The organism is Lysinibacillus sp. K60 (assembly GCF_019731275.1).
Taxonomy (GTDB): domain Bacteria; phylum Bacillota; class Bacilli; order Bacillales_A; family Planococcaceae; genus Lysinibacillus; species Lysinibacillus capsici.
Window position 1 is genome coordinate 152259 of record NZ_JAASJR010000001.1, and the last position, 14056, is coordinate 166314.

Consider the following 14056-nt stretch of genomic DNA (forward strand, 5'->3'; position numbering starts at 1 on the left):
TCCATGCGTATAGGCCACACACACGCTGATGTTTACGACAGAGAATCAGATTACTGGCAAGACATTGAAGACGCGCAGAATGCCCAAATTGAGGCACAAAAAAACTCGCAATCGATGGCAGTCGAAAGCGAGAATAAAAAATTATATGACACTGGTATTTTACCACAGGAGGATGCGAAATGACAAAGTTTAATGTTGGGGATAAGGTAATTTTCAATAAAGAAAACGCGCATGTTGCAAAACAATTTGATTACAAAATAAACAAACCATACGAAGTGCAAGAAGTTTTCCCATTCTATTGTACTGTTCAAATTATTAATGAAAAGGGTTCATCACACTCATTTGATGAAGAAAGATTTGAACTAGTCGAATCAAAACCTACAAAAAACCAACGCATCACAGCATTAGAAAATGAAGTAGCTGAACTACGTCCATTAAAGCAAGAAGTAGCTGAATTAAAGCTAATTGTTCATGAATTACGTGGCAAGAAATCAATTGAGCCTTCCACAACTAATACTGTGGAGGACATCATCGAATTTGAAGGGCAGCAATATCGCAAGGTTGATCGCGAAGCACATGAGGGTGATGTGGTTATGTTTACTGTTAGTAACATTCATTACCGAAGTAAGAAATCGTATAAAGTGATTGAGAATGTAAAATTCACAGATGAAAACGGACAGGTAATTCATGTTTATAACGAACATAAACGTACACCTGAAAACGTAGACGTCTACGAACTAATCAAAGACGGACTGAATCCTCAAATTCCAATAGTAGATGAAACAATTGAACCACTAACACCAAATCAACAACGTGCTGCAATTATTGAGAAAGCAAAGAAGTTTGTTGATGAAGCGATTAATCAAGGTAAAGATGGTAGTCCAATGAGTGAATTAGGTAACGAAACATATCAATATAAATTCTTCGGTGTTGAGTTTGATGTAAATGATAGTGAAGTGAAAGCGACAGTTTATCAAAATAACAATCGTGATAAAAGGATGAAACAAGAACCTTTACACGTAAGCGTAGCAAAATGTTCACCGAATGATGTATTCAACGAACACATTGGAAAAGCAATTGCACTAGGACGAGCGCTTGGTCTTGATGTGAGTGAGTATGAACAGGCGGTGCAGCCAAATGAAGTTGTAATGGGAATGAATTTAGAAGTCCGAACAAATGGTGAAGTGGATTTTAATCATAAACCTGTTGATACAGATGATTTAATACAATGCAATCATGATTTTCATAAAGAAGACAGTGGAGTATTTATAATCAACGACACTAACGCTATATACGAGGTGATTAAATGAGACGTTATCTAATTGCTTATAAAACTTGGGATGATTATGAATCCGAAGAAGTCGAGAAAGTAAACGTTATTGATAATGAGCGTGATGCGATTGATATCATTGCGAAAATTATCTCTGATAAAAGCGATGAAATAATTTCTATTACTGATTTCGATTTCAATTCACAACAAGCTAAAAAGCTAGGAATTCAATTAAATAAGAATATGAAATTGGAATTAAAAGAGGTGGGTCAATAATGGCTACTCTTTATGAACTAACAGACCAGTACAAAATGCTTCAAAACTACATTGAAGAAAACAATGCAGAAGGCTTTGAACTAGCACTATCGCAAATCATCGGTGATATTGGCGAAAAGCTAGAGGGCTATGCCATGGTGCTTAAAAATATTGAGTCGGACATTGCTGGTATTAAATCCGAGGAAAAACGATTAGCAGATCGTCGCAAAGCAATGGAAAGCAACCTTGCACGTATTAAAGAAAATATGGCTGATGCTTTATTAACTGTGGAAGGTAATCGAGTGAAGACTGAAAAGTTTACATTCAGCTTCCGAAAATCAACTTCAGTACAAATCGAGAATGACGCTGCTATCCCTCCACAGTTTATCAAAGTGGAGAAAACAATCAGCCGTTCTGAATTAGCTAAAGCACTAAAAGCAGGTGAGCAAATCGAAGGTGCTCAACTAGTTGAAAATCAATCATTAAGTATTCGATAGGAGGATAAAAACTTGAAAAAATTACTTAATCAAAAAGAGCAACACATCGCATTCACACGTGAAGGGGCAGAAGAAATCGTATTAGCTGCAAAAGAAAACGATGCTTTAATCATGAATAAAATCAGTGAAAAGCATAATAAAAACGGTCAATATTTCTTGGTTGATTTAACGTACCAATACGATACACCAAAAGATGCTATGGAAGGTAAACCAAAGGATGATGCACCAGATGGTCAAATGAGCATCGAAGAAGTGCATGAAGGTGTACCATATACGGTCAATCCAGATGGTAGTGTAACGGTTGAAAATAATGATGAAGAATTGCCAGAGTTCAAAGATCCATTTGCAGATGTAGAAGCGAAGCAAGATGCACCTACTGAAAACGTGCCATTTTAATAGAAAGGGAGTGTGGAAGGCATGGCGCATGATATGCAAGTAACTGATAGTGTTCGGGAAAAGCAAAAAGCACTAGTAGGGTTCATAGGTCCATCTGGTGCAGGTAAAACAGTCGGCGCTATCTTAACTGCTTATGGAATGATGCGAGAAGCATACCCAACCCTTTCAGAACAAGAAGTGTGGAAGAAGATCGGTGTAGCAGATACAGAACACAAACGTTCAATGTTATATGTTGATCAACAATTTAGTGGTGTTCGTATTGGTTCTTTCAAACACATAAATTTCGAACCACCTTATACAACAGAACGCTACTTACAAGCCTTATTAATGCTTAAAAGTGTAGGTGTAGAAGTTGTTATTTTCGATAGTCTTTCTCATAACTGGAACGGTGAAGGCGGCATTTTAGAGCAGCATGGTAACATGTCGGGCAACAGCTTTCAGAACTGGAACAAAATAAACAAACATGTAACCGATATGATCAAAGCTTTATCGAGTAATGACATTCATATTCTAGCAACTATGCGTACCAAAAATGAGTATGTCATGGAGCTGAATGACAAAGGGAAACAGCAGCCTAGAAAAGTAGGTACGAAACCTGTTCAGAAAGATGATATGGAATATGAGTTTATGTTGAATTTTAGTGTTGATATGGACCATGTGGCAGTCGCAACAAAAGATAATACTAATCTATTCAAAGATGATGAAATTCAACTAAACGAAGAGGTAGGGCGCAAGCTTTATCGCTATCTTGAATTAGGTATTGATGTACAGGCAGAGGAACGAGCAAGACGTGAAGAGGAAGAAGCTAATCGTTTAAGTAATGTAGCTAAGATTCGTGAGTTGTCTTCCACAGATGCTAATGTAGCTAAGATCGTTTCGGATTGTGAGTTTAAAGCAAATTTACAACTAGAAAATATGACCGTAGCTATGGTCGATAAAATTATCAAATTAATTGGAGGAAAATAATATGTTCAAAATTAATCATGAAGAAGCTGGTCAAGGGTTTGAATTAATCGCTCCTGGAGATTACGAAGTAACAGTAATTAATTACGAAATGAAACAAGCAAACAGTGGTAACAACCGAATTACAGTAGACTACGAAATTCGTAGTGATGTGCCACAGAATCATCAAGGGCAGAAGATTTTATACGATGGTTTCACAATTACAGACAATGCTATGTGGCGCTTACAAGCCATTTCAAAGGCAGCTAAGTTCCCTGATGGTCTAACATTCAATTCTTACAAAGAATGGGCAGATACATTGTTACACAAGAATTTAGTGGTCACAGTTGGTCATCGTGAATACAACGGAAACAAATATCCAGAGGTAAAAGGCTTCAAGGAATCACAGGTAGGAGCTCCAGCACCACAAGGTGGGCCAATCGTTGTTGGTGAGGATGACGTTCCATTCTAAATAAAACTTAATAGAGAGGTCTGTTTTAGGCGGACTTCTCTATTTTTATACCCAAATTTTACGGAGAAGGTGGGAAAAATGGCAAATTCATCATGGAATTCAATGGGGGATGAGTTAGTCAAATGTCCAGTAGATGGATGTCATCATATAGGACAAATTATCACAAAGGCTCATTGCCGTATCGAACATGGAATGACAAGGGATGAGGTTAGAAAGAAGTATGGTTTTCCTAAACGAGTGATTATGTTAAAGCGAAGTCAAATAGAAGGTAGGGAAACAAATGGCAGAAAAAGTGAAGGTTAGTCCTGCTATGAGATACAAAGGTGAAAAATATGAAAATACCAATTAATTTTAACGAAATACCATCAGAACTACGCATGCTACCTCAATGGATACTGTGGAAGGCAGAAGAAAAAGGCGGCCGTTATACAAAAATACCGTATCAAGTAGATGGGAATGAAGCCAGAAGTAATGATCGCAGAACATGGTCCACATTCGCTACAGCAGCCAAGTTTTATACAGAATCAAATGCAGATGGGATAGGCTTTGTATTCTCGCGTCAAGACAGTTATATCGGTATTGATATTGATAAATGTGTAACGTACAGCGCGGATGATACTGAAAAAGTGAATCCTATAATCAACACTTTTGCACAAGAAATTATAGACACATTAGACAGCTATACAGAGTTTAGTGTGAGTGGTACAGGCATTCACATCATCATTAAGGGGAGCCTTCCACAGTCTGTAGTGGGCACTGGACGTAAAAGCGCAAAGCACGGACTAGAAATCTATCAATATGGTCGCTATTTTACGATGACAGGTAATCGTGAAAATGCTAATGAAATTTATGATCGTACAGATGAAATAGCTGAGATTTTAGAAAAGTATTTTGATGATAGTGATGTTCAAGGGCGAGTCAATTTAGCAGAGTTTGAAAAAGACGAAATCAAGCTATCAAATGAAGCACTTTGGGAGCGAATGTTCCGTAGTAAATCAGGTGATGAAATACGTTCACTGTATAACGGTAACTTAACCAACGATGACCATTCATCAAGTGATCTAGCTTTATGCAATCATTTAGCTTTCTGGACAGGAAAAAGCGCTTCAAGAATGGATTCTATGTTTAGGGAAACAAGTCTTATGCGTGACAAATGGGACAGAATCCATTTTAGCGATACTGGCGAAACATATGGTGAACGTACCATCGCAGAGGCTATTACTTCAACAACTACAACTGTATTGGACCACAAGCACGAAGAAGAATATGCGGAATTCGATGTGTCATTCACAGTCGATGCAGTGGCAGATGATGTAGATGAAAAACCGAAAAAGAAATTCCGACTTAATGAACTAGGTAATGCAGAACGTATCGCTTATGAGTACGGCCATGCTATCCGATTTGTTTCTGAAATCGGTTGGATGTTGTGGGATGGAAAACGGTGGAAATACGATAACAAATTACAAATAGAACGTATTGCAAATAAAGTGCTACGTGATTTAGAAAAATCAGAAGATGAAATGGAACGTTCATGGGCACGTAAATGCGGAAAACGAAATATCCGTATGAACAGCATTAAAGACTTAATGCCTTTGGTTCCAGCAGAACGTGAAGAATTTGACCGACATAAATTTTTATTTAATTGCTCGAATGGGATTTTAAATTTACGAAACGGCAAACTGCAGCAACATGATCGCGAGCTCCGTTTATCAAAATTAGCGAATGTCGAATTTGATGAAAAGGCACAATGTCCAACATGGTTAAGTTTTTTACAACAAATATTCAAAGGCGACAATGAGCTGATTGATTACATGCAACGATTAATTGGCTACAGCATGACAGGAGATATTAGTGAGCAGGGGATGTATTTCCTTGTGGGCGGTGGGTCCAATGGTAAATCAACATTTATCAATATCATCAAAGCAATGATGGGTGATTATGGTTTACAAACTAAATCGGACACGTTCATTAAAAAGAAAAATGATGGAGCAAATAACGATATTGCACGTTTGGTCGGGAGTCGATTCGTTTCAGCAGTGGAGAGTGAAGAAGGGGAAAAGCTACAGGAATCACTTGTAAAAACAATTACAGGCGGCGAGCCGATATTAGCCCGATTCCTACGACAAGAGTTTTTCGAGTTTATTCCAGAGTTTAAAGTCTTCTTTACAACGAATCATAAACCGATCATTGGCGGTGTGGATGAAGGTATTTGGCGAAGAGTAAAAATCATTCCTTTCACTTTAAATTTAAAACCACATGAACGAGACAAAAAGCTTGAAGAAAAATTATCACTCGAAATGTCAGGGATATTAAATTGGGCCCTGGAAGGTTGCCTGAAGTGGCAGCAGTCAGGGTTAAAAGAACCGAAAGTGGTAGTGGATGCAACAGGAAATTACAAAGAGGAAATGGATATTCTTGCTCCATTCCTAGCCGAAATTTGTTATACAGACGAACCAAAAAACGAAGCGATTCGAATTGAAGCACAGGAATTGTACAAGGTCTATGACAATTGGTGTTTTAAATCTGGAGAGCGCCAAATTGGAAATCGATCATTTTATCGAATGCTGGAAACAAAAGGTTTTGGAAAAACGAAAGGCACTGGAAACAAAACGTTTTTAACAGGAATTACCTTAAATGAACGAAAGCCAGTTACTAAAGGGGTTACTGAAATTGAAGAAACAGGTGGTTTTAAGCTCATTTAGTAACCATTCTACTAGTCTAATAACTTTTAATAACTTTTTAGAAATTCAGTCGTATCAAGGGTTTAAGAGTTGTTTTTAACTACTTTAGTTATTTTAGTTATTTGGATTTACCTTTAATAAAAAAATAAAAATAAAAAATATATTATATATAGAGCCTTAAAGGTAAATAACGATAACTCTAATAATTTTATAGTAGAAAAAATAGCTTTAAAGCCTTGTGGCTGTAAGGTTTAGGTGGTAGTTATTTAAGTAACTTTAGGGTTGTTTTAGCCCGTTTTTAGTTAGTTTAGAGAGTATTTTTGAAAAATTAATAACTGGACGGTGAAACGATGATTCAAACATTCATAAACGAAAATTTCGAGCGTGATGTAGCAAGTTTTATTTCACATAAAGAGATTCACTGTAAATATATATTGTTTGCAAAAGAGAATGGGCTAGGAGAAATTTCACAATCAGCTCTTACAAAAAGATTAAACCGCATGATGATTGGGAGATCAGATAAAAAAATGGTTAACAGGAAAGTAACGAAAGTCCGTTATGGATTGAGGTGGAAATCATAGTTCTTAATGTATTATCACAAATCTGGAAAAGTGGTGCTGAAATATATCGCGATGAATCGGATGGTAGATTATCGCTTAAAAATGCGAGGTTGGTTCCAGAGGAAGTATTAAAAGCTGCTGAACCAATTTTTCCAAAAATAGAAGAATGGTTTAAATCATGGGAAGGTGCCAGTGGAATTGATCAAACAATGCGAAAAATGGTGCATCAAGCCTGTGGATGGCAGCACAATCCGAAGCTCAATGAATGGATATGCACAGACGTTGACTCATTGATGTTGTTTATGGAGTGGCAAGAAACATTGGCTAAGAATGGCTGGAACGACATCTACGAAGATTATCGACAATTTGAAAATGAAGCTTCAAATATCATTAAGAAAAAATTGTACGAAAGTGCTGTTTTATACGCTAATCAAAATAAGTGATTTACAGCCGTTTTAAGACGTTTTAGAGAACGGGTGATAAATATATCTAACTTGTAAATAGAACGTCTGTACGGTGCTGATATCAAGGTAAAACAAGGAGGTTATGAGAATGAGAGAGATTAAGTTTCGAGCGTGGGATAAAGTCGAAAAAAGATTTTGGTATTTTACTCTACAAGAGATTTTAGAAAGACGGATGAGTTATCGCGGTTCATGGGATGAGAAGGTTTTAATTGGCGAAAAAACGCAATACACAGGCTTAAAAGACAAGAACGGCAAAGAGATTTATGAAGGGGATATTGTTAAAATCGGCGACTATCCAGCGTACGAAGTAACTATAAATGAATTTACACAAATGCACGTAATAGACAATGAAACTGGAATGGAGGAACTTTGGAAAAATCATAAAGTTTGCAAAATCATCGGCAACATTTACGAAAATCCAGAATTACTAGGTGATTCACAATGATTCACTACCATTACACGGATACCGAATTAAATAAAATCCTTAAAACAATGACAATCGTTGTTGATACTCGCGAACAAGTAAACGGCCATATTCTTGAATATTTACGCAGCAAGGATGTGCCAATCAAATTAAAAAAGCTAGACACTGGCGATTACACAGCTATGCTACCTAAAAATGAAGAACTCGGTATCATGCGAGATATTTATTTAAACAGTGGTGTTGAACGAAAAGCTAGTGTAGATGAGATTGTGGGCAACTTAGGTAAGGACGAGCGTACACGCTTTGAAAATGAATTAATTAGAGCGAAGGATATGCCATTCACCATCCTTCTTGAAGATCCAGAGGGTTATAAAAAAATAATTAACGGTGAATATCGATCAAGGTATGAAGCTAAAGCATTATTAGGCTCATTGAATACTTTTAAGGCTCGTTATGGCTTCGAAATTGTCTACTTAGATAATAAGTTTAGTGGGAATTTTATTTACCATCATTTCTATTACCAAATGAAGAACTACCTAAAGAGAGGGGCGTTCTAAGCATCGTGAACATGCGCAATGGGATTCCTATTGTTCAGTCGGTGAAGAAAAAGAAACAACCACAGGGTAGATTGTGGAAGGCTATACCTAATCCATTTACAAAGTATATCGAGTTGTTCATGACAGTCGATGAATGCGAAGTCAGTATTATCATGCCTTACGATTTCGAATGGATTCAGCAGTATTTAAACGAAGGCTGGATTGAGAGGGGAGTGTGGGATGTAGATGAACGCAGAAATGCTTGAGAAACGCATTGAGATATTGAAAAAGGTTGATGCACTTACTAACAAATGTAATTGACAGGCAGCCAATGAATATAATCATTGTTCTAATTGTAAACAGCTCCGCAAGTATGGCGACAAGTTAATGAACCTGGTGAATAAGCGAAAATCCACTGAAACCAACTCAAATAAAAAGTCTGGTCCAAAGCCAATAATTACGATGACTAAAGCTGAGTATTTGGATTTAAAAAAGGATAGAAAATTGGATAGAGAAATCGCTGAAATGTACAAAGTATCTCCATGCACAATCAGAAATTGGAAAAAGAAAAATGGAATTATTACTCCAAATAATTTAAGGAGAAGAAAGGTGATGAGTTGATGACAATTGAAGATCAAATTTTAGCTAATCCAGTGTTACGTGAGGTACAAAATTTACTAGAATTACAGACTGCAAAAGGTCTTGCAAAGTACGGTACAACTGTCAATCCAATGGATTATACAACTATCGAATGGTTGAAGCATTACCGTGAAGAAATGATTGATGGTGCTGTATATGCGACAGTAGTAATTCAAAAATTGGAGGAACTTCAAGATGGAACTAAATAAATTTCAAGAGTTATCAAAGCGAACAATGCCGTTCAAAGGTGAACCGAAAAACAACATTGAGTATGAAAACGGCTTAACAAATTACGCTTTGGGCCTTATCGGTGAATGTGCAGAGGTATTGAGTGCTGCTAATGATCGTGAAGCTATTTTAAAAGAAATTGGTGATGTAGCGCATTATGCTTTTGGGCTATTAACCTTCTTAAATGAAACATACGAACCACTAGCTAATTATGTTGTGGAAGGCTCAAAAGAAAAGGTAATAGAAAAAATCATCGTCCTATCAGGTGAGATTTCAGAACAAGTTAAGAAGTTTATCTACCATCGTCATGAATTGAATTTATCCAAAATGAAATTAGCATTAAAAATGTTAATCAAAAATCTAATTGAATTGGCTGTATTCTACGATTCATCACTTGAAGAAATTTGCGAAATGAACATCGATAAATTGAAAATGCGTTATCCAGAATCATTCAATGTTGAGGATAGTAAAAAGCGTGTGGATACGGTGCAATAGAAAGAAAATGTTCAGAAAGGGGGCAGAACATGGGCGTGCCACGAATTTTACATTATCCAGGTTCAAAATGGAGCTTGGCTGAGTGGATTGTAAGCCACATGCCAGAGCATTCAACATACCTGGAGCCATTCTTCGGATCGGGTGCCGTCCTTTTTAATAAAGAACCAGTAAAGGTTGAAACGATCAATGATATAGATGGTGATGTAGTAAATCTGTTTCGTGTTATTCGGGAAAGGCCAAACGAATTGGCACAAGCGATCCGTTGGACACCGTATTCACGAAAAGAGTACATCGATTCTCACACCGACGCTGAGGGAGATATTGAAAAGGCAAGAAGATTTCTAATCAGATGTTGGCAGTCAATTAGGGTAAAAACGGGATCGATCTCGGGTTGGAAATGTAGGGGGACAATGGACGAGTACCATCATTTAAGACAATGGAACAACCTACCTGCAGATATTTTATTAGTAGCTGATCGATTAAAAAAATGTTCAAATCGAAAATATTGAAGCAACTAAACTGATAAAACGATACAACAAGCCAAATGTATTAATGTACATCGATCCACCTTATGTAACAGCTACTCGAAATGGTGCTATTTATGAAAATGAAATGACTGATAATGATCACATAAATTTGATCGATCATTTATTAAAACATTCAGGGCCAGTATTGCTATCAGGGTATGACAGTGACCTTTACAATGATTTACTAAAAGGTTGGACAAAAGAAACCAAGTTAGGGAAGCCTGTTGCAGGGAAATCAAGGCTTGAGGTTTTATGGATTAATCCATTTGCTGCAGAGTATGGTTTCAAACAACAGTCATTATTTTAACTGCACAATATGAGGAAATAAACAAACAAGGTAGGTGCTGCACATGCCTACGTTATCGCGTAGTGAAGCACAAAATGCAATCTATAAATTGTGGAGGGCATATGAGTAAATTATCAACAGTACAAAATAAAACAATCGAAGAATATTGGTCAAGTTTAGATGAACTAAAAAAGCAGTTGCGCTATCGTGAATGGGAATTGTTGAATGCACACCAAGAAACAGATACAAATATCGGTGGGGGCAAATCCAATCGTATTTCTGACACGACAGGTAATAAAGCTATTATTCTTGCAGAAGATAAGAATTATCAGCATTTGAAAAACATCATTACAACGCTTGAACAGCTTTACAAAGAATTAGATCATGACCAAAAAACAATTGTAGACATGCGGTATTTCGATAAAATGGAATGTTACGAATGGCAAAATATAGCGGATAAATTATACATGTCTACTTATCGAGTGTTACGTAAACGAAATGCATTAATTGATGAAACGGCTAGGAGATTGGGGTGGGTTTAATTTTTAAAGTCATAATCGCAGGCGGTAGAGATTTCAACAATTACGAACTATTGAAAGAGAAGGTAGATTTTTTATTACAAAATAAAGGTGAAATTGAAATCGTTTCAGGTGCAGCTAGAGGTGCTGATAAATTAGGAGAACGATATGCAAAAGAAAAAGGCTATCCGATAAACAGTCATCCTGCTAATTGGGATCTGTATGGTAAATCAGCAGGATATATTCGCAACAAAGAAATGGCTGAATATGCAAATGCATTAATTGCTTTTTGGGATGGTAAAAGCAAAGGAACTAATCATATGATAAACCTTGCAAAAGAATGCGGAATTTTTGTGAGAGTTGTTTATTATTAAACCGCAATAGTGCTATATAGCGAATTGCGCTAAAAAACAGTGTAAATTGATATTATCAAGTTTTATCAAAAGCGTACGGAAATACGCTAAATAAATTTCCATTACAAAATAAACACGTTCGCTTGTACGTGTATGTCGGAAACAAGCCTAAAACCCTTTTCAGCATAAGGCCGTACAATATAGTGCGGTCTTTTCCTATGGTAATATTAATGTGAAAGGGGATAGGAATTATGTATAAAGAACATAGAGTATTTAATGTGCCTGAAAAAAGTAAAAAAATCTGGAGGTATATGGACTTTACGAAATTTATCGATTTACTAGAAAGTAATTCTCTTTTTTTAACTAGAACTGATAGGTTTAACGATAAATTTGAAGGAAGTTATCCATCATCAAATAGAAGGTTACGTAAAGAAGTATACCTAAAAGAAGAAAATGGAGAATTGATGTTGAATGCAGTTGAATTACTTGATGGTTTTGTAAATTGGTCAAGACCTTTCACTTTTATTAATTGCTGGCATCTCAATGAATATGAATCGGCAGGAATGTGGGACTTATATTTGAAAAGTAACGAAGGAATTGCTATTCAATCTAATGTTGGAAGATTAATTGAATCCTTAAATGATACTCCTGAAGTAGTTTATTTAGGCAAGGTTGATTATATCGATTTTAAAAACGATTGGATGCCAGAAGGAAATATGTTTTATCCATTTTTACATAAACGTAAATCTTTTGAGCATGAAAAGGAAATTAGATTGGTTCATCAAGATTTGCCCGTAGAAGACAAAAAAGGATTTGATTATTCTGCGGAACCAACACATCAATATGGGAAAAGCATTAAAGTGGATATTAATACTCTTATTGAAAATATTTATGTTTCGCCAGAAGCACCATTTTGGTTTTACGAGTTAACTAAAAAGCTTGTCGAAAAATATAATTTAAACAAAAATGTATTTCAATCTGAATTATCAGAGTTACCATGATGAAATTAAGTCGAACTATTTGGTTCGGCTTTTTATTATGCCTGGAGGAAGGTGAATCAAATGGATGAAGAATTGATTCTAAAGCCAATTGAACAATTTCTCGAATTAATTAAAGGTACTGAATATGAAGAACAAGCCTTGCGAATGAAGAGGGAAATTGAAGAAGCAATTGATGAATATAACCTTGAGCTAAGAGCTGCAGGTGAAAGGGAAGATTATTAATCACAACTATGAATAGTGGAGGGATGAATAATGATTGTTCTTATGTGTTATGAAGATAATAATCACTTATTTAAAGTGAAAAGTAATTGTATTGATGGAATTAGTTGTCCTATTTGTAAAGGTCCTGTAGGTACTACTCAAGTAAATGGAAGTGACCTTGAAAAAATTCCGTTTTACGAGGAATTAAAACAATATCAGCACAGAGCAGAGTGCTTATTATGTGGTCATAGCGAAACGATATTCCAAACTAAAAAGGAATACAGAGAAGTATGTGTATGTCCGAAGTGTAACGGTGCGTTGGTAGACGTATGGAAGTTACACAAGTATCAGAACAACGTGAACAACCGAAATGAAAAGCCAAGTAAATCATTATCCATTTCGGTAGATATGGACACAGAAAAAATGCAATTAAAGCTACGAGCAATCGCAAAGCATGTTGGTGCATTGGCTGATGAGTTAGATGCTATTAATAATACAGATATCGAAACGTTAAATGAAATTGCTAAATCAATTGGAGTTTTGAATAGCAAGACTGGTAATGAAATTGGGAATGCATTATGTAAATGCGCAGACTTAGCAAGGAGTGAATAACATGGAACCAATCTACGCTAAGTGCAACAAGTCTTGTGGTCACAGGTTCTACGTCAAGCATTTCAAGGTAGACAAACTGGATAATAAAGTAGAGAAGACATACTTCAACTGTCCTAACTGTGGACGTGAGTATGTCTGTTTTTATACAGACGAATCGATACGTAAGTTACAGGCTAAGATGCGAGAGCTACACCGCAAGATGAAGTGGGCTGATGCTGATAAGTTGAAGCAGTTGGTACAGGAAGAAGTACAGCTCAAGGACTTCATAGCGCACTGTATGGCTAGTGTTAAGCGAGAGGTAGAGCAGCATGAACAGTAAACCTCTAAGACCATGCAACAAGCCTGGCTGTCCAAACCTAACACGTAATGGATATTGCGAACAGCACAAGACAGCAAAGGCAGAAAACAACCGTTACTACGACAAGTATTCTCGAAACAAGAAACATGACCGTTTCTATCATTCGTCATCATGGATTAAATGCCGTGACTACATCAAGATACGAGACAACGGATTGTGTCAGCATTGTCTAAATGAAAAACGAATTACCGTCGGGTTTCTTGTGGATCACATTGTGCCATTAACTGCTGACTGGACCAAGCGATTAGATGAAAACAATTTACAATTGCTTTGTCAGTCGTGTCACAACAGGAAGACGACCGAGGATATTCAGAAATACGAAAAAAAATAGGATAGCCCCC

23 protein-coding genes are annotated in these 14056 nt (G+C 36.5%); all 23 read left to right on the top strand.

The window, feature by feature from the left end:
- Positions 1 to 3: 3 nt before the first annotated feature.
- Positions 4 to 183 carry a hypothetical protein gene (locus tag HCH28_RS00720; RefSeq protein ID WP_221679140.1) on the top strand — a complete coding sequence of 60 codons (180 nt, stop codon included), beginning with the start codon at positions 4 to 6 and terminating at the stop codon, positions 181 to 183.
- Positions 180 to 1310, top strand: coding sequence for a hypothetical protein (locus HCH28_RS00725; protein ID WP_221679142.1), 1131 nt, complete (start codon positions 180 to 182; stop codon positions 1308 to 1310). The genes HCH28_RS00720 and HCH28_RS00725 overlap by 4 nt, the downstream gene beginning before the upstream one ends.
- Positions 1307 to 1546 carry a hypothetical protein gene (locus HCH28_RS00730; RefSeq protein ID WP_221679143.1) on the top strand — a complete coding sequence of 80 codons (240 nt, stop codon included), beginning with the start codon at positions 1307 to 1309 and terminating at the stop codon, positions 1544 to 1546. Before HCH28_RS00725 ends, HCH28_RS00730 begins: the two co-directional genes overlap by 4 nt.
- The gene (locus HCH28_RS00735; protein WP_221679144.1) at positions 1546 to 2022 is read left to right on the top strand and encodes a siphovirus Gp157 family protein; all 477 of its coding nucleotides are present in this window, start codon (positions 1546 to 1548) and stop codon (positions 2020 to 2022) included. Before HCH28_RS00730 ends, HCH28_RS00735 begins: the two co-directional genes overlap by 1 nt.
- Positions 2023 to 2034: 12 nt before the next feature.
- Positions 2035 to 2418 carry an organic solvent tolerance protein OstA gene (locus HCH28_RS00740; RefSeq protein WP_255600350.1) on the top strand — a complete coding sequence of 128 codons (384 nt, stop codon included), beginning with the start codon at positions 2035 to 2037 and terminating at the stop codon, positions 2416 to 2418.
- 21 nt (positions 2419 to 2439) lie between these two features.
- The gene (locus HCH28_RS00745; protein WP_255600352.1) at positions 2440 to 3384 is read left to right on the top strand and encodes a hypothetical protein; all 945 of its coding nucleotides are present in this window, start codon (positions 2440 to 2442) and stop codon (positions 3382 to 3384) included.
- A gap of 1 nt (position 3385) precedes the next feature.
- Positions 3386 to 3832 (top strand): DUF669 domain-containing protein, encoded by a 447-nt coding sequence (locus HCH28_RS00750; protein WP_221679146.1) that lies wholly within the window; start codon positions 3386 to 3388, stop codon positions 3830 to 3832.
- Positions 3833 to 3910: 78 nt separating this feature from the next.
- Positions 3911 to 4135 (top strand): MucR family transcriptional regulator, encoded by a 225-nt coding sequence (locus tag HCH28_RS00755; RefSeq protein WP_221679147.1) that lies wholly within the window; start codon positions 3911 to 3913, stop codon positions 4133 to 4135.
- Positions 4136 to 4164: 29 nt separating this feature from the next.
- Positions 4165 to 6534: a phage/plasmid primase, P4 family gene (locus HCH28_RS00760; protein ID WP_221679149.1), complete on the top strand. Its 2370-nt coding sequence runs from the start codon at positions 4165 to 4167 to the stop codon at positions 6532 to 6534.
- A 547-nt stretch (positions 6535 to 7081) separates the two neighbouring features.
- A complete protein-coding gene (locus HCH28_RS00765; protein ID WP_370635269.1) occupies positions 7082 to 7516 on the top strand; it encodes a hypothetical protein in 435 nt (144 codons plus the stop codon).
- A 109-nt stretch (positions 7517 to 7625) separates the two neighbouring features.
- Positions 7626 to 7982: a YopX family protein gene (locus tag HCH28_RS00770; RefSeq protein ID WP_221679150.1), complete on the top strand. Its 357-nt coding sequence runs from the start codon at positions 7626 to 7628 to the stop codon at positions 7980 to 7982.
- The gene (locus tag HCH28_RS00775; protein ID WP_221679151.1) at positions 7979 to 8518 is read left to right on the top strand and encodes an ERCC4 domain-containing protein; all 540 of its coding nucleotides are present in this window, start codon (positions 7979 to 7981) and stop codon (positions 8516 to 8518) included. The genes HCH28_RS00770 and HCH28_RS00775 overlap by 4 nt, the downstream gene beginning before the upstream one ends.
- Positions 8519 to 8523: 5 nt before the next feature.
- Positions 8524 to 8763 carry a hypothetical protein gene (locus tag HCH28_RS00780; protein ID WP_221679153.1) on the top strand — a complete coding sequence of 80 codons (240 nt, stop codon included), beginning with the start codon at positions 8524 to 8526 and terminating at the stop codon, positions 8761 to 8763.
- A 354-nt stretch (positions 8764 to 9117) separates the two neighbouring features.
- Positions 9118 to 9345, top strand: a complete 228-nt coding sequence (locus HCH28_RS00785) for a hypothetical protein (protein WP_221679155.1) — start codon at positions 9118 to 9120, stop codon at positions 9343 to 9345.
- Positions 9332 to 9859, top strand: coding sequence for a nucleoside triphosphate pyrophosphohydrolase family protein (locus HCH28_RS00790; protein ID WP_221679157.1), 528 nt, complete (start codon positions 9332 to 9334; stop codon positions 9857 to 9859). The genes HCH28_RS00785 and HCH28_RS00790 overlap by 14 nt, the downstream gene beginning before the upstream one ends.
- 29 nt (positions 9860 to 9888) lie before the next feature.
- Positions 9889 to 10368 carry a DNA adenine methylase gene (locus tag HCH28_RS25345; protein ID WP_370635271.1) on the top strand — a complete coding sequence of 160 codons (480 nt, stop codon included), beginning with the start codon at positions 9889 to 9891 and terminating at the stop codon, positions 10366 to 10368.
- Between the two features lie 13 nt (positions 10369 to 10381).
- Positions 10382 to 10693: a DNA adenine methylase gene (locus HCH28_RS25350; protein WP_370635292.1), complete on the top strand. Its 312-nt coding sequence runs from the start codon at positions 10382 to 10384 to the stop codon at positions 10691 to 10693.
- A 101-nt stretch (positions 10694 to 10794) separates the two neighbouring features.
- Positions 10795 to 11214: a DUF722 domain-containing protein gene (locus HCH28_RS00800; protein ID WP_036125585.1), complete on the top strand. Its 420-nt coding sequence runs from the start codon at positions 10795 to 10797 to the stop codon at positions 11212 to 11214.
- Positions 11205 to 11564 carry a DUF2493 domain-containing protein gene (locus tag HCH28_RS00805; RefSeq protein ID WP_370635272.1) on the top strand — a complete coding sequence of 120 codons (360 nt, stop codon included), beginning with the start codon at positions 11205 to 11207 and terminating at the stop codon, positions 11562 to 11564. The genes HCH28_RS00800 and HCH28_RS00805 overlap by 10 nt, the downstream gene beginning before the upstream one ends.
- Positions 11565 to 11794: 230 nt before the next feature.
- Positions 11795 to 12544: a hypothetical protein gene (locus HCH28_RS00810; protein ID WP_221679160.1), complete on the top strand. Its 750-nt coding sequence runs from the start codon at positions 11795 to 11797 to the stop codon at positions 12542 to 12544.
- 60 nt (positions 12545 to 12604) lie between these two features.
- Entirely contained in the window at positions 12605 to 12766 is a 162-nt protein-coding gene (locus HCH28_RS00815) for a hypothetical protein (RefSeq protein WP_221679162.1), read from the top strand.
- Positions 12767 to 12796: 30 nt separating this feature from the next.
- Positions 12797 to 13357, top strand: coding sequence for a hypothetical protein (locus HCH28_RS00820; protein WP_221679164.1), 561 nt, complete (start codon positions 12797 to 12799; stop codon positions 13355 to 13357).
- A gap of 308 nt (positions 13358 to 13665) precedes the next feature.
- Positions 13666 to 14046, top strand: a complete 381-nt coding sequence (locus HCH28_RS00825) for an HNH endonuclease (protein ID WP_221679166.1) — start codon at positions 13666 to 13668, stop codon at positions 14044 to 14046.
- Positions 14047 to 14056: the final 10 nt, after the last annotated feature.